17 protein-coding genes are annotated in these 19226 nt (G+C 45.9%); 5 read left to right on the forward strand and 12 right to left on the reverse strand.

The features are described 5' to 3' along the window. The first annotated feature begins 11 nt into the window (after window positions 1–11). Window positions 12–929 (forward strand): helix-turn-helix transcriptional regulator, encoded by a 918-nt coding sequence (locus ACFQZE_RS18120; RefSeq protein WP_379360109.1) that lies wholly within the window; start codon window positions 12–14, stop codon window positions 927–929. A 155-nt stretch (window positions 930–1084) separates the two neighbouring features. Here the strand turns inward: ACFQZE_RS18120 and ACFQZE_RS18125 are convergent, their stop codons facing one another. Beyond that, the gene (locus ACFQZE_RS18125; protein ID WP_379359572.1) at window positions 1085–1936 is read right to left on the reverse strand and encodes a stalk domain-containing protein; all 852 of its coding nucleotides are present in this window, start codon (window positions 1934–1936) and stop codon (window positions 1085–1087) included. Between the two features lie 216 nt (window positions 1937–2152). After that, window positions 2153–2896: an RNA polymerase sigma factor gene (locus ACFQZE_RS18130; protein ID WP_379359574.1), complete on the reverse strand. Its 744-nt coding sequence runs from the start codon at window positions 2894–2896 to the stop codon at window positions 2153–2155. Window positions 2897–3069: 173 nt separating this feature from the next. Between ACFQZE_RS18130 and clpP the strand changes: the two genes are divergently transcribed. Together clpP and ACFQZE_RS18140 are read left to right on the forward strand one after the other, a co-directional pair. Continuing rightward, the gene (clpP, locus tag ACFQZE_RS18135; RefSeq protein WP_379359576.1) at window positions 3070–3654 is read left to right on the forward strand and encodes an ATP-dependent Clp endopeptidase proteolytic subunit ClpP; all 585 of its coding nucleotides are present in this window, start codon (window positions 3070–3072) and stop codon (window positions 3652–3654) included. Window positions 3655–3767: 113 nt separating this feature from the next. Continuing rightward, window positions 3768–4463 carry a hypothetical protein gene (locus tag ACFQZE_RS18140; protein ID WP_379359578.1) on the forward strand — a complete coding sequence of 232 codons (696 nt, stop codon included), beginning with the start codon at window positions 3768–3770 and terminating at the stop codon, window positions 4461–4463. A 98-nt stretch (window positions 4464–4561) separates the two neighbouring features. Here the strand turns inward: ACFQZE_RS18140 and htpG are convergent, their stop codons facing one another. The 7 genes from htpG to ACFQZE_RS18175 form a co-directional block, all read right to left on the reverse strand. Continuing rightward, on the reverse strand, window positions 4562–6442 hold the full coding sequence (gene htpG / locus ACFQZE_RS18145) for a molecular chaperone HtpG (protein WP_379359580.1): 1881 nt from the start codon (window positions 6440–6442) through the stop codon (window positions 4562–4564). A 186-nt stretch (window positions 6443–6628) separates the two neighbouring features. Then, complete coding sequence (locus tag ACFQZE_RS18150) at window positions 6629–7042, reverse strand: carboxymuconolactone decarboxylase family protein (RefSeq protein WP_379359582.1); 414 nt, start codon at window positions 7040–7042, stop codon at window positions 6629–6631. A gap of 23 nt (window positions 7043–7065) precedes the next feature. Then, window positions 7066–8709, reverse strand: coding sequence for a thiamine pyrophosphate-binding protein (locus ACFQZE_RS18155; protein WP_379359584.1), 1644 nt, complete (start codon window positions 8707–8709; stop codon window positions 7066–7068). Window positions 8710–8735: 26 nt separating this feature from the next. Further along, window positions 8736–10955: a putative bifunctional diguanylate cyclase/phosphodiesterase gene (locus ACFQZE_RS18160; RefSeq protein ID WP_379359586.1), complete on the reverse strand. Its 2220-nt coding sequence runs from the start codon at window positions 10953–10955 to the stop codon at window positions 8736–8738. A gap of 463 nt (window positions 10956–11418) precedes the next feature. Then, the gene (locus ACFQZE_RS18165; RefSeq protein ID WP_379359588.1) at window positions 11419–12204 is read right to left on the reverse strand and encodes a sporulation protein; all 786 of its coding nucleotides are present in this window, start codon (window positions 12202–12204) and stop codon (window positions 11419–11421) included. A 124-nt stretch (window positions 12205–12328) separates the two neighbouring features. Further along, a complete protein-coding gene (locus ACFQZE_RS18170; RefSeq protein ID WP_379359590.1) occupies window positions 12329–12583 on the reverse strand; it encodes a DUF7667 family protein in 255 nt (84 codons plus the stop codon). Between the two features lie 114 nt (window positions 12584–12697). Beyond that, window positions 12698–13153: a hypothetical protein gene (locus ACFQZE_RS18175; RefSeq protein ID WP_379359592.1), complete on the reverse strand. Its 456-nt coding sequence runs from the start codon at window positions 13151–13153 to the stop codon at window positions 12698–12700. 232 nt (window positions 13154–13385) lie between these two features. Between ACFQZE_RS18175 and ACFQZE_RS18180 the strand changes: the two genes are divergently transcribed. Further along, window positions 13386–14678, forward strand: a complete 1293-nt coding sequence (locus ACFQZE_RS18180) for an arsenic transporter (protein ID WP_379359594.1) — start codon at window positions 13386–13388, stop codon at window positions 14676–14678. Between the two features lie 87 nt (window positions 14679–14765). Here the strand turns inward: ACFQZE_RS18180 and ACFQZE_RS18185 are convergent, their stop codons facing one another. Next, the gene (locus tag ACFQZE_RS18185; RefSeq protein ID WP_379359596.1) at window positions 14766–14933 is read right to left on the reverse strand and encodes a DUF3934 family protein; all 168 of its coding nucleotides are present in this window, start codon (window positions 14931–14933) and stop codon (window positions 14766–14768) included. Between the two features lie 149 nt (window positions 14934–15082). Next, complete coding sequence (locus ACFQZE_RS18190; protein ID WP_379359598.1) at window positions 15083–16297, reverse strand: hypothetical protein; 1215 nt, start codon at window positions 16295–16297, stop codon at window positions 15083–15085. A gap of 205 nt (window positions 16298–16502) precedes the next feature. Here ACFQZE_RS18190 and ACFQZE_RS18195 point away from each other — a divergent pair, with 205 nt between their 5' ends. Continuing rightward, window positions 16503–16970, forward strand: coding sequence for a DinB family protein (locus ACFQZE_RS18195; protein WP_379359600.1), 468 nt, complete (start codon window positions 16503–16505; stop codon window positions 16968–16970). A 95-nt stretch (window positions 16971–17065) separates the two neighbouring features. Here ACFQZE_RS18195 and ACFQZE_RS18200 read toward each other — a convergent pair whose 3' ends face one another. Then, window positions 17066–19129, reverse strand: a complete 2064-nt coding sequence (locus ACFQZE_RS18200; protein ID WP_379359602.1) for a methyl-accepting chemotaxis protein — start codon at window positions 19127–19129, stop codon at window positions 17066–17068. Between the last annotated feature and the right edge of the window lie 97 nt (window positions 19130–19226).

Raw genomic sequence — 19226 nt, forward strand, 5'->3', positions numbered from 1 at the left:
AGGCGATTGCGATTAAGCTGGAACGTCTGATTTCCATGATCTACATGCTGCTTAACAATGAAATTTTATCCGCCTCCGAGCTTGCGGAAAAATACGGCGTTTCGCAAAGAACGATATACCGCGACATCGAAGCGATCTGCGCGGCCGGCATTCCCGTTGTGTCCTATCAAGGCGTGAACGGCGGCTACCGCATTATGGAAGAATATAAAATGGACCGGAGCCTGCTTGGCTCCTATGATGTCGGATCGCTAGTCAGCGTCCTTCAATCGATGTCTACCGTCTTTCAGGACGAGAGGGCAGCTGAGACGATTCGCAGGCTGCAAACCATTCAGGGCAGCGGAGGAGGCTCGTCCGTTTCGCTGAATGTAGGAAGCCGACCCTTTTATCGTAAATCGCTGCAACTGCTCAGAAACTCTATCTCCGAAAGCCGGCTTGTGCAGTTTGGATACATCAACGCCAAAAACGAACGTGTCGACCGAAGCGTGGAGCCGGTGCAGCTTCACTATAAATTCGATACGTGGTATTTGTACGGCTTTTGCCGAATCCGTTCCGATTATAGGGAGTTCCGCCTGTCCAGAATGACGGACTTAAAGGCGACTGGGCAGCATTTTCAAAACAAACATAAGCTTCAAGAGGAAACGGAACGTAGTGCGCCGGCTTTGCAAGAACGCGTATTGCATACGGTTGTGCTGCATATTTCCGCCACTTCTCTCGCTAGGGCGCTCGATCAGTTCCATCTCGCGGAGCGGGAATTTCACGAGGACGGCTCGCTGACGCTCCGGATGGAAATGGATGAGCGATCTATGAAAACTTGGCTGCTTCATGTTGTGCTCAGCTTCGGCGAAGATGCCACAATTATCGAACCGCCGGAAATGAGAGAGCTGCTGGTAACCAAGCTGCAAATCATGATGAACCAGTACGAGGGATAATCATAAAGCGTATCAATCGTGCGCTAATGCACACATGGAAAAACACCTTCATTCTATACCCGGTCTGTGAACTGACCATGCAACAGGGTATAGGTGGAAGGTGTTTTATTCGTTAGAAAATATAAGTGCTTTGAATTTAGTTTAAAATGGATTATCTAAACAAAGTATACGGAATCAAGAACGTACGTGCCATTTTTCAACTTTTCAAAGTTTAAATAAACATTAATCGTGCTAGAAAATTCCCAGCCTTCCGGAGTGAATTCAAAACTGATAGTCGCACCGTATTCGTCTTTATCCGTATCCTGAATTACTAGTCCCTCGGCTTTGACTTTCTGAAGGTCCTTGCCATAACTTTGGATAGTTTCTGAATCGTTGGCATCTATGCTGCCTTGAATATTTTCCTCAAACTCTTTAATAGAAAATTCGTGGCCCATTAAATAAGTGCCTTCTACTTTCGGAGACACATATTTTTTTACATATTTGTTGAATTCGGAATAATCTTCGTCTTCAAGCGCAGCTCCATAAATTTTAATCAACGAAACAGCATGCTTCTTCAAGTCCTCAGTCGTCTGGCTCATATTGAAGTTGCTAGGAAGAGTTAATACGCCGCTTCCGGATGGGACATTTGAATCGTCATCGTCGTTGTCGTTTGAGCCGCCTCCGTTATTGCTGCCGTTGTCGGTATCGTCCTTATGCGGGATGCCGTTATCGCCTGAGCTGTCGATTGTAATCTGCATTTTGTCCGCATCATAATCCACTTCCGCTCCAAGCGCGTTGCCAACGGCTCTCAGCGGTACGTAAGTGGAGCCTTTGTAAACCAAAGCAGAAAGCTCTTTGCCGCTCGAATCTTTTGGTTTCCAGCTCTTTCCGTCCAAAATAAATTTGATGTTGTGGTTCAATGAAGCGGATATTTTTTCAACTCCAGTGGACGCAACAGCCCCTACAGCACCAAATACAAGGCTGCATGTCAATAAGGAAGCCACAAAAACCGATTTTTTCATTTGCATAAACTTTTGTCTCCTCTTTCCATAGGTAAATAGTATGATTAGGCATTGGAAATCAAGTATAAAATACCCATTCCTCGCAAACTTTTAGGTAATTCGACATGAATATATAAATTCCTTCTTTTTCCTTGTGATTATTTTCAAAAAAAAGACCTGCAAGCGGGCATTTATTGAAAATGTCCCTCTTGCCGGTCTTGGCTCTAATGTAATTGCCTTGTTTTAAGCAGACATACTTAACGATAGCATGGAGGTTCCGAATCCGTTGCCGCTTTGTACCCGGTAGGATGCCATACCTCCGATGACTAGCAGCGGTGACGCATACAAGACGCCGGCCATCAATCGTTCCGCCAAATCCTCCACCCTTCCTTCCTCGTAAGCGAGCACGGTTTCCTCCAGCCATACCCTCTCCTCTGAATCGGAAGGCAGCCGGCCGCCATGATCGCTCTCTAATTCCCGACGCACCGCCTCTATCGATTTCCTCGCCCGATGAAGCGCCGCTTTGACTGCCCCCTCCGTTAAGCCCAATTTTTCAGCCGTCTCTAGATTAGAAAATCCAAGAGCGTCCCTGAACACAAATACAGTTCTTTGCAGAGGCGACAAATGGTTTAATAGGGCGCCAAACATGGCTTCTATAGCAAAGCTGTCCTCCTCGGAGCTTTTCCGTTCGGCGCTTCTCTCTTCAGCGGACAATGCTTCCACTTTGGTTTTGTAAACGGCTTTTCTTCGGCAGCAATCGATCCATTCGTTTTTGGCAATGCGCAAAAGCAGCGCCTCCACATTGTGATGCGGACTTTTCTTAAGCGCAGTCAAAGCTTTGCACCAAACTAATTGCGATAAATCTTCCGCGTCCCATTTCGAACCGGTCAAAACCAGGCAATATCGGAAAAGGGATATGTGCAGGCGCTCCAAGTCAGCCTTATCTCCAAGGCCCTTGACGCCCTCCTTCTGCAGCAGACGCTTCATCCCGCAACCTCCTTAGTTTAAATGCTCGCAGAGCCTTTCTTTAGTAAACGAATGAAACGACCGAAAAGATACGCTTTACTCCAACTTTTTTTTCGCTGATTGACCGTATCTTTTGCGGTTGTTCATTCGTTTTCCTTACGTTTCAACCCATTCCTTGCATTGGAGGTATAAACATGAGTGTTTCTATTCCTTATGTCGTCGAGCAAACGAACCGGGGCGAGCGGACCTACGATATTTATTCCAGGCTGCTTAAAGACCGAATCGTGTTTATCGGTTCCGCCATCGACGATGCGGTAGCCAATGTTGTCATCGCGCAGCTTCTGTTTCTGACGGCGGAAGATCCGGACAAAGATATTCATATGTACATCAACAGTCCGGGAGGTTCTGTCACCGCAGGTCTTGCCATCTACGATACGATGCAATACATCAAACCGCAAATTCAGACGATCTGCACAGGGTTTGCCGCTTCATTTGGCGCGATTTTGCTTATGGCCGGTGAAAAAGGTAAACGATTCGCGCTGCCGAATAGCGAAATTATGATTCATCAGCCGCATGGCGGCGTACAAGGTCAAGCGAGCGATATTGCCATTAGCGCAAAGCGTATTTTGGCTAACCGGGCTAGGCTGAATCAAATTACGGTAGAGAGAACGGGGCAGCCTATTGAACGGGTAGAGCGGGATATGGACCGGGACTTCTTTATGACCGCGGAAGAAGCGCTAGAGTACGGACTGATAGACAAAATTATTGCCCGGCAATAACCTTTCTTCCAACTATCTATGAAAGTCGTGACGTTCACCTTTGGTCAAAAGTACAAGCGATTGCTATAGCTCACTCATAGCATATAGTACTTTAAGAAGAAGAAGGTGAAAACATGGCTAAGAACAAATTGCTCTTCAGTACTCCAGCAAGAGGCTTCCTGCTTCGTCCCGGTCAAACGAGACTCGTGACAAGGGAACATCGCCGCCACGATGATGATCATCATCATCACGACCATGATGATCATCACAAACATGAAGAGCGCGAAAACGTTGTCCGTGAAGTTGAAGAACGGGAAGTTTTGGAGGAGCGCCGCGTCGTTCGCCGCATTGGCCGCCACGTGCGCCGTCGTTGCCGCCGTCACCATCATCGCCGCCATCATCGCCATCATCATCGTGACCATCATCACCGCGATCATCATCATGACCATCATCACCACGACAACCATCATCATGACCACCGCAACCGCCGTCGCGGCAGCATCGACGTACGCAAGTTTGAAACGATCCGTGTCGTTGCCGACAATCGGTTCATTTCCGAAACGCCTGTCGTCCTATCGCTGTTCATCTCCGATGAGCATGGCCGCGCTATTGGTCGTCTAGCAAGAATTAAGCTCCTTCCTGGTGAATCGTTCTCGAAATCTTTCCGGGTGCCCGGACAACGTCTCAGCATCGTTGCCCACGCTCTCCGTCGTCGCGACAGAAGACTGCGCGACAGAGACCGTCTGGTTAGAGAAAACCGTATAGTTAGAGAAGAGCGTCTGGTTAGAGGCTTCGATATTATTGATGTCGCCGTATACGGTCACAAGTAAGTGAAACGGATTAGGATTCGCCCATAATAAAAGACCGCGTCAGGCTTTATGCCTGCGCGGTCTTTTTGACTGTTAACTCGATTGAGATTTGCCCGGTCTTACACCATCACTTTGCAAATATCGTTTGTAAATTCAACCGGATCTTGAATAGGAAGTCCCTCTATCAGCAATGCTTGATTATATAGGAGCTGTGTATAAAGGTTAAACTTCTCTTTATCGCCGGCGTGAGCTTTTTTAAGCGATTGGAACACCTCGTGGCCAACGTTGATTTCCAGCACTTTATCCGCCTTGACATCACCGGCGTCCGGCATGGCTTTCAAAATTTTCTCCATCTCGATGGAAAGCTCGCCTTCGGCCGACAAGCATACCGGGTGGCTTCTCAGTCGTTTGGAAGCTTTGACCGCCTTCACTTTGCCGTCCAAAAGCGTCAGCATCGTTTCAAAAAGCTCTTTGTTTTCCCCATCCGCCGCCTCGTCTTGCTTCTCCTCCGAATCTCCTTCGATGCCAAGGTCTCCGCTCGATACCGATTTAAACTCTTTTTCCTTATAGTTCATAATCATCTTGACCGCAAACTCATCGATATCGTCCGTAAAGTACAAAATTTCGTATCCCTTGTCGAGCACAAGCTCAATTTGAGGAAGCTTTTCGATACGGGCTGCGGATTGGCCGGATGCATAATAAATATATTTTTGATCTTCCGGCATGCGGGAAATATATTCGTCGAGACTAACCAGTTTCTTCTCCTCGGAAGAAGTAAACAGCAGCAAATCTTGAAGATCGCCCTTATTCATGCCGTAATCATTGTAAACGCCAAACTTTAATTGGCGGCCAAACGCCTTAAAGAAGGTTTCGTACTTTTCTCTATCGTCCTTCATCAAGCTTTGGAGCAGGCTTTTAATTTTGTTTTTAATATTTTTGGCAATGAGCTTCAGTTGACGGTCATGCTGGAGCAGCTCTCTGGAAATGTTCAGCGACAAGTCCTCAGAGTCGACCATGCCCTTCACGAAACTGAAGTAGTCCGGCAGCAAATCCGCGCACTTGTCCATAATGAGAACGCCGTTCGAATATAGCTCAAGTCCTTTTGCATATTCCTTTGTATAGTAGTCAAAGGGCGTATTTTCCGGTATGTACAAAATAGCATTATACACAACGGCGCCGTCCGCGCTGACATGCAAATGTTTCAGCGGCTTGTCGAACCCGTACCGTTTTTCCGTATAAAATGCGGTGTAGTCCTCTTCCGTCAGCTCGTTTTTATTCCTTCTCCAAATCGGAACCATGCTGTTAACCGTTTGTTCCTCGACGACTTCTTCCAGCTCGGAGTCGCTGCCTTCAATCGGACGTTGATTTTTCATATCCATCTTGATCGGATAACGGATAAAATCGGAATACTTTTTAATAATTGCGCGCAAACGATACGGTTCCAAAAACTCGTCGTATTGCTCGTCTTCTGTATTCTCCTTTATTTTCAGCACAATTTCGGTTCCAACGCTTTCTTTCTCCGCTGCAGCAATGGAATAACCGTCGGCTCCCTTCGACGTCCAGCGATAAGCCTCGTCGCTTCCAAGCGCTCTAGTCGTCACCTCGACTTCATCCGCCACCATAAACGCGGAATAAAAGCCTACGCCGAACTGGCCGATAATGTTATGGCCTTCTTGAGCCTCATTTTCTTGCTTGAACGCAAGCGAGCCGCTTTTGGCGATGACGCCCAAATTGTTTTCCAAATCGGTAGAGGTCATGCCAACGCCCGTATCCGTAATGGTTAGAATGCGCTTGTCCTGGTCTGCCGTTACTTTAATATAGTAGTCTTCTTTGTTGAAAACGAGCTTATCGTCGGATAACGCTTTGTAATATATTTTGTCAATCGCATCGCTGGCGTTGGAAATAAGCTCCCTCAAAAAGATTTCTTTTTGCGTATAGATCGAGTTAATCATCATTTCCAGCAAACGTTTGGATTCGGCTTTAAATTGCTTTTTGGCCATTGCGGATAACTCCCCTCTCTTACTTTCCAATGTTTAAAAATGTTAGCACTCAAACCACCAGAGTGCTAACCACTACTTTTATATACCATATCTCCATTTTTCATGTCAACTGGGGTCACATCTTCCGGCTATCCATATGAAATAAACCGAAAGAAGAAGCCACCCTCTTGCGAGAATGGCTTTCCCTTATTCTTTCGCCGCTGCCGCTTCCGCTGTTTCCACTGAAATGCCGCGCTCCTGGAACACTCTAATAACGACTCCAAGCGCCCCAAGCGACTTTGGAAAACCTGCATATGGCAAGCAATGCATGATCGCTTCCACAATTTCGTCCGGCGCAAGCCCCGCATTAAGCGCGGCGTGAATGTGGAAATCGAGTTGACCTTCCGCTCCTTGCGTCACTAAGGACGAAATCGTAATCAGCGAACGCTGCTTCATATCAAGGCCGGGTCTTGAGTAGATCGAGCCAAACGGAAATTCAACAACAAGCTTGGCGAGATCGGGACTGAATTTGCGCACATTTTCTACCGTCTGGTTTAAAATATCGGGACCGACCATTTTGCTCAGCGTCTCCATCCCTTTGTTGTACACCACGGAATTCATGCCTTCACCTTCTTTCCATTGTTCTAATCCATGCTTAGCAATCTAGTTAAAATAGGCGGAATTTCATAAGGGTCCACCATCACTTCAATGACAGTCGCTCTAGGGGAGCGAAGAGCGGCTCCAACTGCTTCTACAATGTCTGCGGTGTGATGACAGCGGTAGGCGGAAGCTCCCATCGACATCGCAAACCCGCTGGCATCAAGTGGTTGTGAATAGACGGCACCGACCGATCTTCCAGTGTTATAGGACATCCCTTTGTCCACCATATCCAAACGTCCGTTGTTCAGAACAAAAAAAATAACAGGGGCGCCGTGGTTCACAGCGGTCGATATTTCTGTGCCTTGCATGAGCATGCAGCCGTCTCCGGTAATACATACGACAGGACGATCCGGACAAGCCAATTTCATTCCGATTGAATATCCGATAGCCGCACCCATCGCAATAAACACTTCGTCAAAATAAAACGTTCCCGGCTTTACAATATCCAGATGCTGAACCGCATAAAAGGAATGGCTGCCAGCATCTCCAAACAGAATTGCATCGTCGGGCAGCGCTGACCGCAAAGCTTTAATGGCTTCGCCCGCTTTTAAAATTCCGTCAACTTCCGTGCTTGGCCGGAAATCAGGAGCCTGCAGCAAGGCGTATTCCTCGCTTTTCTTCATTGCGCCCCCTTTCATCATGAGTTGTTGCAAGTTCGATTTTAGATCGCCCAAAACAACTTCAGTCGGAACCTCAATCGATTTGCCCGCAAAGGTCAGCTCATATTCGAATTGCAGCATTTTCTCCGGCTTCATCTCATCCGTAAAACCCGACAGGGACATATCGCATAATTTGCTGCCCACTACAATCATGAGGTCGGTGCCGGATAGCAAATAGTTTACGGCGTGCTTGGAGCCGCCGAGGCCATACCCACCGAGGTTTAAAGGATGACGGGAAGGAAAGGCTCCCTTGCCCCCCGGCGACGTCATGACCGGAATTTTCCAATGTTCCGCCAGCATCCGAATTTCATCCAGCACATCCGCCATCATCGCGCCTTTTCCTAAAAATAAAACGGGCTTTTTGGCTTCCTCCAACAGTTGAAGCGCTCGGTCCAAATCGCGAGCCATAACCGGCGACACATAGTCCGGCAGAGGATGAACAAATTCCTCCACCTCTTCCATCAACACGTCAAACGGGATGCAGAGATGGACGGGGCCCCTTGTCCCTACCATCGCTTTTTCGATTGCATGTTTTAAATAAAGCGAAAGAAGCTCCGCGCGCTCAATCCGTGCGCTGAACAGCGTTACCGGTTCGAACATTTTGACCAAATCGGCACCGAACGGACTGGAATCCTGGCTTAATGCCCTCCCCGTATCTTTCATGGAAGGTTGTCCCGTAATAAAAAGGACAGGCGCTTGAAATTCCTTAGCTTGCCCCGCTGCCGTAATCATGTTAGTGCCGCCGGGGCCCGACGTGCCGATGGCTACCCCGATTGTTTTGCTTCCAAGCGCATAACCGGATGCTTCGTAGCCGCAGCCAGCTTCATGGCGGCCAAGCACATACTCCACTTCTCTGCCCTCCAGTTCCAGCATGAGCGGTGAAATCGATTTCCCGGGAATGCCGAATACATGGGTTACGCCCCAACTTTTGATATGATCGACGATGATGGAATACACTTTCTTCTTCATGATGTCTCCCTCTAAAGTAAATCCGCTCAGCGGCTTGCCAGCACCTGCTCCACTTGCTCGGCCGGCAATGGCCTGTGATAATAATAGCCTTGCACTTCGCGGCACTTCAGCCGCTTCAAGTAATTCAATTGCTCTTCCGTCTCTACGCCTTCCGCAATAACCTCAATACCTAAATTGTAGGCCATCGCAATAATGGTTGAAACAATATCCGCATCGATAGAGTCGGTCATGATGTCCCTGATAAACGATTGGTCAATTTTGAGACGGTCAATTGAGAACAATTTCATATAATACAGATTGCTGTAGCCAGTACCAAAATCGTCAATGCAGATATGAAGGCCAAGCTTCTTAAGTTCGCCTAGCACTTCGATGGCAAAATCGACATCCATCGTCATCGACTCCGTAATTTCAAGCTCTAATAAGTTTGGATCATGACCGGTTTCCTTCAAAATATTTTTGACGGTTTGCACCAAATCGCGCCTTAAAAATTGCCTGGACGACAAGTTAACGGAAATTTTCATCGGCTCAAACCCTTTGCTCATCCATTCCTGATTTTGCTTGCAGGCGGTCCGCATGACCCATTCTCCAATCGGAACGATTAATCCCGTCTCTTCGGCAATCGGAATAAATTTCGACGGAGGAATAATGCCGAGCTTGGGATGCTGCCACCTGATTAATGCTTCCGTGCCGATAATATCGCCTGTTTCCAAATCGATCTGCGGCTGATAGTGGAGAACAAATTCATCGTTTTGCAACGCTTTTCGAATGGAATTTTCCAGCGTAAGCTGCTCCATTCCAATATTGCTTTTGGCCGCTTTGTAAACGGCATAATTGTTTTTACCGGAATCCTTCGCTTGGTACATCGCTATATCGGCATGCTTCATAATTGTTTTGGCATCCGTGCCGTCCTGCGGGTAATAAGCAAGGCCTATGCTGGCTGTAATGTAAAATTCGTACTCATCCACAACAAATGGCGATTCGAACTCTTTGATGACCGATTCTGCAACTTTGATTGCTTCTTCCTGCTTCTTCAGCTCTTTCAGCAAAATCGTAAATTCGTCGCCCCCCATGCGGGATACGCTATGATCGGCCGAAAGGCAGCAGCGCTTAAGCCGCTCCGCCACTTGTTTAAGCAAAGCATCGCCATGGTTGTGGCCCAAATTGTCGTTGATTTTTTTGAAGCTGTCGAGATCAAGAAACATGAGGGCGAACGGCTGCCGGTCCCCATCGGCACATTCCAGAAGCTGGGTCAACTTTTGAGTAAACAATCTGCGGTTAGGCAAACCCGTCAAATCGTCGTGATAGGCGAGATGATTGATTTGCTGCTCCGCCTTAAAACGTTCCGTAATGTCCCGAAACTGAGCGAACGCTCCCATAATAGTCTTGTTTTCGTCATGGATCGGGAAAGCGTCGAACAAGCATACCAGCTTCTCGTCCTCGCTGTTCTTCCTTATGCTTAGCTCCATGTCCTCGTAAACAACGCCTTTATGAAGCACTTCGTTAATATATTGATCGATCTTAAGTCCAATACCCGCTTTTTGAAGCGTCTCTCGCTCTTTCAAATCGGCAATATATTCCGCGAATTCATTATATTCCGTTATCTCCCCATCCTTATCCGTTATGATAATTCCGTTCCTTGTCGTTTCAATGACAACTTGGTTCAGAATATGCAATCTTCTATTCTGTTTCTTCAGCAACAGCTCCCTATTAATGGAATCTACCACCGTACATAACATCGCCAGCAAAAAAGGGTTATGTTGATCCACAGAAGTCATAATCGTGATGGTCCCAAGCAAATGGTTATTATCGGCGTGCTGGAACGGCACAGTGTAACACGCGCTCATCTCCAAAAAATGATAATAATGATCTCGTCCGATAAGCTGGAATGCCTCCCGGTGTGCCAGCACTAGGCTAATGCTGTTTGTTCCCGCTTCTTCTTCCGTAAAAACTAGCCCTTCCGAAATCCCTGATTGGTTGACAAGGCTTTTGATCGTCTCGTCCCCTGCCATCTCCAAAATGCAGCCCTTTTCATCGGAGATCAGGATCAGCAACGGCAATCCCTTCATCAGCTCCAGCATCCGATTGACAAAAAAATCGATGACTGAAAGGATTTCCTCGTATTCCTGTCTCTTTTGGGCCAGCTCGGCTTCGGAGTAATATTTGGTGAAGTTAGGGACAACCTCGGGATCGATTCCCCATCCTGCGCATCTTTCTTTTGATTGTATGATCCAGCTTTCGTTTTTCATCCCAGCCCCCACTTCCAAACCCGACAATTTTTTATGCTATAAAAAAACCGGCAGCGGCAAGACTAAGTTCCATAGTCAATCTATCTGTCGGTTCTATCATAAATGTATATACTCTATTCTACTGGACAGATGTACAGCGTTCAATAATTATCGTCGAAAAATGTGCTTATTTATCGCTTATAGCAAACGTTAATACGTAAAAAGTACCGATTAGGTCCCATTACTAACATTTCCCTTTCAAAGGACGCTCCCAGTAGGTTCGTAGTTGCAAACATTCTTTTACAAATAATGAAAAAAGCTAGGCGCTTCAAGGAAATCCGCTTAATGATAGGCAAAAATGGAAGAGGCGGGATACTCTGAAGAACAAGACTGTTAAGCAAAAAAAAGATTGCGCGGCGGCCTCAGGCCACACCGGCAATCTTTTTTCATGACATGCTATTGTTTTCTGAATTCTATTGGCACATTAGTGCGAGTACCTGGAAATTACTTGATTGAGAAGGCCCGCCACATGCTGGGCGCCACGCTCGACATCGCTTTGCGTAACTGTCACTCTTACGAAGCTCTCGTCCATATCCATCGCTTCGGCAAACATGCCGAACACGCTCGTCGCTTTGCGGTCGATTTGCAGCAGCAGCTCCAGATCGTAACCGTGACTGCGCAAAAATACGAGTTCAAGCTCGTCGAGTCTTCCGCGGTACGAACCCGAATAAGGCACAAATTCAAACTCTTGGACAAATGGCGAATGCGATCCGCCCAGTCTTGGCGCATACACCGTCTCCGCTTCACGGAGGCGGAAGCCAAGCGCTTCAATCGCTTGCAGTACTATGCCCTGACTATAAGTAGGCAGCACTTCAATTTTGTCGTTGTCCGTCGGGTCCATAGCCGAGCGAATATCCGCTGTTGTTTTGATCCACACCGGGGTTCTGCCAATAGAGAGAGGCGTATTCGGCGCTAGCTGGAACGTAAAGCCGATTTCCTTCTTTTCGTTAGGCGCTACGTTGATGGCCGACGTCACGCGAACTCTTCCGAGCTCGATATTTTCTTGCACTTTTGTATCGTTCACTTCTTTAATGTAATAAGTCATAATGGAAAGATCGATGCCTTCAATGCGCTGATCGACGGCCCCGCCCTGGATGCGCACGATACCGCGAATTTCCTCACCCGGGTAATACTGCGTTTTCTCCAGCAACGTATCTACTTTTGTTGCTCCAATTCCTACACTTGCCATCATCCGATTGAAAAATGACATTTCAATTCTCTCCTTCGGCTTAAAAAATGTGGATAAAGGAATCGTTCGTTCGATCCGAACTACTTTATCATAACAAATTTTACGCAGAAAGGAACCCGAAGGTAGCAAGCATTTCAATTTTCTTCTAAACGAGGTTTGCTTCCAAAGCCTCCAACTGTTCGCATATTTCGTGATGCCAGCCCATATCCCCTTGCTCATAAGCAAAAAAAGCGAGCGATTTCAACGTATCGAGCTTCCTTACGAACTCCAAATTGGACAACAAGCAATGAGAAAGTTCCATTCTTTCGTCAGGCGGCAATTTCTTGTAGTCCCCTCCCAAAGCATTGACCTTCATCGTTAGCTCCGCCAATCTGCGGTGAACCGGATGTATCCCTATCATAGCGACAACCTACTTTCTATCAGTCATACTTGATAGTTTATAGGATTGCCAAAAATGAGCGGTATTCATACCTTTTTTTTGCAAAACATTTCGCACTAGTTGGCACATTCCCCCTCAGTGGGATACAGAGCGGTAGTAGCGGTTGGCAGCCGGCCGGAACATAAAAATTACGGCAAGTATGACCGCGGAAATATGAACGATTCGGCTAACGGCAAACAGAATGGAATACACCGTCGTTCCGTCAAAAGCGTTCGCGAGCGAATTTCCTTGCGCCAACCATTCAATCGGATCATAAATAAGAGAGGCCATTCCGATTCCGCCAAGCAAAATGGCAAGTGCGATACGTGCCCCATTCCTCCCCCGGAACATTTGCACCGTGATCCAAACGAGCACGGCATAAATGACGATTCGAATCCCCACTGCAATAAATAGCCCTGCTTGTATACCCGCACCGCTTACGGCTTCCTCTGTTACCGCTATTGCCATTTCGAACACACCTGCCGCAATGGCGAGCAGCCACAATAGAAACGATTTTTTTACTTCCATAGGAATGAACAGTCCTTTTCCCATGACTCATCAACCTTTCGGCCTTTTATACTTATTTTATTGCTTCATCGCCGGTGGGTTAACTTGCTCCAGACCGACTGCAGGCTACATCCGGGGATGTAAATCCACTTCCTTTATTTCAAAATGCATCTAGTACGTTCTATTTATTTGTCTTAGAATGAGATAGGTTAAAATAAATAATCCAGTTCGATCCGCTGCATTGTAAGCAAAAGCAATAAACTTCAGGGGGAAACAAATGATTTACGTTGCAAGTTTGATCTTTATCATCACGATTGTACTCGTGATTTGGCAGCCAAGAGGGCTGAGCATTGGCTGGAGCGCTGCCGGGGGAGCAATGCTGGCGCTGGCAACAGGAGTTGTTAGTCTAACAGACGTACAAGACGTTACTTTAATCGTTTGGAATGCTACTTTGGCTTTTGTCGCTATCATTATTTTTTCGCTGCTTTTGGACGAAATCGGTTTTTTTGAATGGGCGGCACTGCACATGACCCGCTTGGCTAAAGGAAACGGAACGCTCATGTTTATTTATATCATTTTGCTCGGCGCTATCGTTTCGGCCTTATTTGCAAATGATGGCGCGGCGCTTATTTTGACGCCGATCGTATTTGCTATGGTGCGCGCGCTAAAATTCGATGACCGGATGATTCTGCCTTTTATTATGGCTAGCGGATTTGTGGCCGACACGACGTCGATTCCTCTGACCATCAGCAACTTGGTCAACATCGTTTCCGCCGACTTCTTCGGCATCGGCTTTGCGGAATATGCAGGGCGGATGATCGTTCCGAACTTGTTTGCCCTTGCCGCCAGTATCGGGGTGCTGTATTTATTTTTCCGCAAAAGCATTCCAAAAACGTACGATACCGCCAGTGTAAAAAGGCCGGCGGATGCTATCAAAGATCCTAAATTGTTTAAGGCGTCCTGGATTGTACTTGTCATTTTGATGATCTCGTATTTTTTAAGCGAGTTTATTCATATTCCAATCTCCGCTTTTATAGGCGGGGCCGCTATAGTGCTGTTCGCTCTCGCCCGCAGAAGCGGCTCGGTAGAAACTGGGCGTATCCTTCGGGAAGCGCCTTGGGCGATTGTTATTTTTTCCATCGGCATGTATGTGGTCGTTTATGGCTTGCGCAATGTAGGATTGACCGACTACCTCAGTCAGGCGATTCAATGGGCAGCCGACGGTGGGCTATATGCAGCCACACTCGGCATGGGCTTTATTGCGGCGCTTCTTTCTTCCCTGATGAACAACTTGCCGACCGTTATGATTAATGCGCTTGCTATTCAGGAGACGAACACGGATGGAATCGTGAGAGAAGCGCTCATTTATGCCAATGTAATCGGCTCCGATCTCGGACCCAAAATTACGCCAATCGGCTCTCTCGCCACTTTGCTGTGGCTTCATGTCTTGTCGCGCAAAGGAATTAAAATTACTTGGGGCTACTATTTTAAAGTGGGCATCATCTTGACCGTTCCGACGTTATTTATTACGTTGATTGGGCTTGCTTTGTGGCTTGGGATTGTGTCTTAATTTGTTGTTGTTTCAATGAGAGGGATTAAAAAAGGAAAGGAGCCTAGGTGGCTTCTTTCCTTTTTTTCGAGGTATTTTATTGGTTGGCTATTTGTCGGTTTTGCTAGCGGCCGAAGCTCCGTCCGGTTTTTTAGTGCCTTTACTTTTGTAAGGTTTAGGTGAGTTTTGGGCTCTTCTGGCACCTGCCTGCCATCGATTCCAACCTTTTTTGTCAGTTCCTCTTCCTGTTCCGCCCTTGCCCTTTGCTTTGCTCAAAACAACCACTCCTAATCTTTGCTGCTCGAAGTACTTTATCTTATATGTGCATTTGTGAAAGCAATTCTGCTGCATTCCTTGCGGTTTCACCGCATTCATTAGCATAACAATAAACTTCGCCTGTGTCACTTATCTGCTGCCGCTCAAAACTAAGTCTGATCGTCCAAACGTTTTGCTTCATCACGAATTCGCTTAACATCATAGTTGTTCATAATGCTAGCTGCTGAAGCGGCATAATCTATTAAGCCATGTTCATCATAATATTGTTTGACTAGCTCATATAAAGTTACGGGTAAATCCGTCTTCTGTGCGTTCAGCTTGGACTGCCAGCTCGAATTCCCGTATAACCGATCAAGTGCAAAACACAGCAATGCCCCTGAGTCGTACCTGCTCCATTTTATTTCAGACAGAAATCCGGGGTTTCGAGCCATTACCGTAAACAAATATGAGAACTTACGCTGATCCTCGCTTTGAGCGCCGGCTAGAAACGGTAGTGGAGGAGTACTCACCAGCGAAGAAGCCTTCATTCCAACATAGGTTGCAGACCCTTCCGACGTTTCATGCAGCTTCTCCATTGAATATGCGTTATTATCCTTTTGTTTTCGCAATTCCGAAATGACCACATATTCAGCAATCGCATGTTTGATGGCTTCCCTGTCCTTGCCAGCTAGTGCATCCTTGACTCCATCAAGCGCAGTATATTGATAACCAAGATATTCAAACCACTCCGTGTTTTTCCCTTCTAAACTTAAATCCCCGCTCTCAATTGCCCAGTGCTGCTGCATGACATGGTGAAAGTTTTCGTGAACGAGAAAAGGAATGAAATATTGGCTTGTTTTGATTGGGTTTTCTAAATTCTTTTTATTATATTTGAAATAGTATGCTCTTGAGGTATCCCCAATTGAGAGGTTTTGGTCTATGCTTGAGAAGTTTCCAATTGGATTCCATGTACTTCCCATCCCGGGAGTAAGCGCAGAAAGTCTATATACATGTTGCAGCTCGAAATGGTCGGGCATCGCAATCTTTTTGGTGTACCACTTGTTGTCCAACCCGGAAATCCCAACTGCATAGGCGCCTTTTCTTAATCCATTCCATGTACCCTTTGAATTATTCAATATTTCTCCCTTTGCTACTAGCACAATAGGAAGTTTATGGAGATTATAGTCTTCCCATAAAGCCTCTTTACTGTTTGCAGTATTCGCATGCAACTCATTCAACTGTGCGAACATCGCTCTATCCGTTTCGTTTAAGCTTTCATACTTCGTATGAAACCACTTGTTGCCTGCAATTAAATATCCGATTCCAATTAGTACAATAGATAATACAATCCATATCGCTTTTTTAAAACGCCTCCTCCTTCTCATGCTTTCGCCCCCCTATCGATAACTTTGATTTTCTCTTGTGATGATCTTAACCATTCATTGTCCAAAGCTATCACTAGGCTCCCCAAAATAAACAGCGCATATCCCAGTTTTATGCAAAAGCAACAATCCAGAAGAAACATTGCCGGCGTATTTAGGATAAAATGGGGATATCGAGCAATTAAATACGAATCATTGGAGGTCTATTATGAATCATTCGATCGGTTTTTCTTTGCAAATGGCACGGGATTGGTGTCTCGACGTTTTGTCTGATTGCCCCCATGAGCTGACAGACGTTCTAGCAAATCCTTTCCGCAATACGATTCGCTGGCAGGCGGGTCATATGCTTACAGTGGCGGAGCGGATGCTGTTTCGGTATCCAGATGACGATCAAAATTTCCTTCCCATTTCGTTCTCAGAGTGGTTTGAATCGGGAACAAGTCCGGATAACTGGACCCATCAGCCTCCCACTCTGGAAGAACTCGTTTCTTTATTGAAGGAACAGCAAGAACGCATTAGCCTCATCTCCCCCGAGCAATTCGAAGTACGCCAAGAGCCGCTGCATTACGGTTTCGCCAGTTTGGGCCAATGCGCCGGGTTCGTCGTTGTGCATGAAGCTTTCCATGTAGGCAAAATTACGGAAATGATTCGCGTCATCAAACAGCAGCATCTCTAGGCCAGTTGCCCCCAGTATATAGATAAGCTTGGCGAAATTGTCCTGTCTACATAATAAACGCAACCCTATTCAGGTTGCGCCTATTACTCCAATCACTATTCTACTTTGAAACGGGAAGCCGCTTGTACCAAATCTTTCGTCAAACTGTCTATTGTCTCTACCATGTTGGCCAATTGCCTCACCATTTCCGACTGCTCTTGTACAGTTGCGGTTACTTCTTCTGTGGCTGCCAATACTTCTTCACCCGATGAAGACAAGCTATGAACTGCTCCCATTACATCGTCATTATCCTGTTTTATACTCATAGCTTCATTTGCTAAGTTTTTGATCTGCTCACTAATATCGATAATATGATTAAAAATAACATTGAAGGCTTGTTGCGCTTGCTCTACTGATTCCTCTTGTATCGTTACAATTCCCTGAATGTCGCGCACACTTTTATTGTTGTCTTCCATATGAAGCAATGTTTCCGATATGATCGCTTGAATCTCCTCGGATTGCTTCGTGCTTTGTTCAGCCAGCTTGCGAATTTCATTTGCAACTACGCCAAATCCGCGTCCATGCTCGCCTGCCCTAGCCGCTTCAATCGAAGCATTTAACGCGAGCAAATTTGTCTGGCTGGCTATATCGGTCATCGCTCCTGTAATATTACGAATTTGGCTGGAACTTTCTGCAAGCTTGCTCATTGTTTTATGAATTTTCGCTACTTCCTGTTCATTGCGATGACTCGTATCGATAAGCTTTTCAATCACTTCGTTGCTGGAATGAAAAATTTGTACAATCGCTTCTGACCTCTCCTTGATCGTATGGGAACTTTTATCAATTGAATCAATCTTGGAGCCCATTTCCACAAACTTATTAGCCATAAGATTCGTATCATTTGCCTGTAAATCCATGGACCTCGCAATCTCCATTACGGTAATGGCTGTTTCTTGTACCGCACGCGTCGTGCTGCTCGAAGACTGCTCCATGTTAGATGTGCTGCTTTTCAAGGTGACAATAGAAGTATTCATATTATAGAGAAGCTGCTTGTTGTTTTCAGCCATCTCGTTAAAGCTAGTCGCTAATTGCTGAAGCTCGCCCTCATACCTTCCTGACGCCGTTACAGTAAGATCGCCCATAGCCATTTGCTTGAACAACTGTGTTAATCTCTTAATCGGCACAGAGATCAATCTAGATATCAGTATACCTACGACGATTGCGATCACAACAGCGCATAACGTTACAAGCCATATTTGTGCAGACAATGAATCTAGCGGTCTTGTAATATCCACGTACGTATCTTCCACTACTACAGTCCAATCCGCATAAGGAATTTTAGAATACCGGATATAACTTTGCTGCATATCGAGTTCACCGCGAACGATTTCTTTTGAAACGGTTACTTCTTTCAGCTTCATCCATTCTGCGCTATCTAGAACCTGCCCTACTTTTGCATCATCCCCGGAATGATAAATAATGGTTCCATTTCGTGATGCGATATAGACGACGCCCTCTTGATTGATTTTAACATCTTGGAATTTATCAATAAATGAATTCGTCTCAATCGAAGAGTAGCAAATCCCTAATACATTTCCGTTATCATCAAATATGGGTATGGCAAACACAACGATGAACTTGCCCGTACTTTTCGACTGCAATACATCGCTAATGTAAGACTCACCTTTTATGGCTTGTTGATAGTAATCGCGATCCGATCGACTTGTATTGAGCGATTCAGGATTGCTGCTGGCAACGATGGTTCCCTCTTTGTCAAGAATCGCAAAGCTCAATTTCCCCTTGGCTTGCTTCATACTTTGTTCCAATGTTTCTATTGTCTGTTTATACAATGGGTTTTGACTCGAAAAAAATTGATCGTCCGACAAAGTGCCGCTAGCTCTGAGCTTCAATAAATCCTCGAATTCTTGATGCACAGATACAAGATAAATAATCTGATTTTCCATCTCTACTAAATTAGATAAATTTTCTCCCATTCGATCTGCATTAGCCTTCATCTCATCCTTGCTTTTGACTAATAGCAAATCAGCACCAAACGTAAACATCAATACGCTAGTTCCCGCTAAAACAGCGATAATTAATAAACTAATAAATATAGGCAACTTATAACCTAATGATAGTCTAGAATACTTAAGTGCCCATTTTCTTCTGCCGATTTTCAAATGAAATCCTCCTTTTTTTCCGTAGTATTATATCGGCATCTTTTGTTCAGTAGTAAAGCAATAGAAACTTGGAAATACTCCCAAAAACACGTAGAAA

Source organism: Paenibacillus sp. GCM10027627 (genome assembly GCF_042675505.1).
Taxonomy (GTDB): domain Bacteria; phylum Bacillota; class Bacilli; order Paenibacillales; family Paenibacillaceae; genus Pristimantibacillus.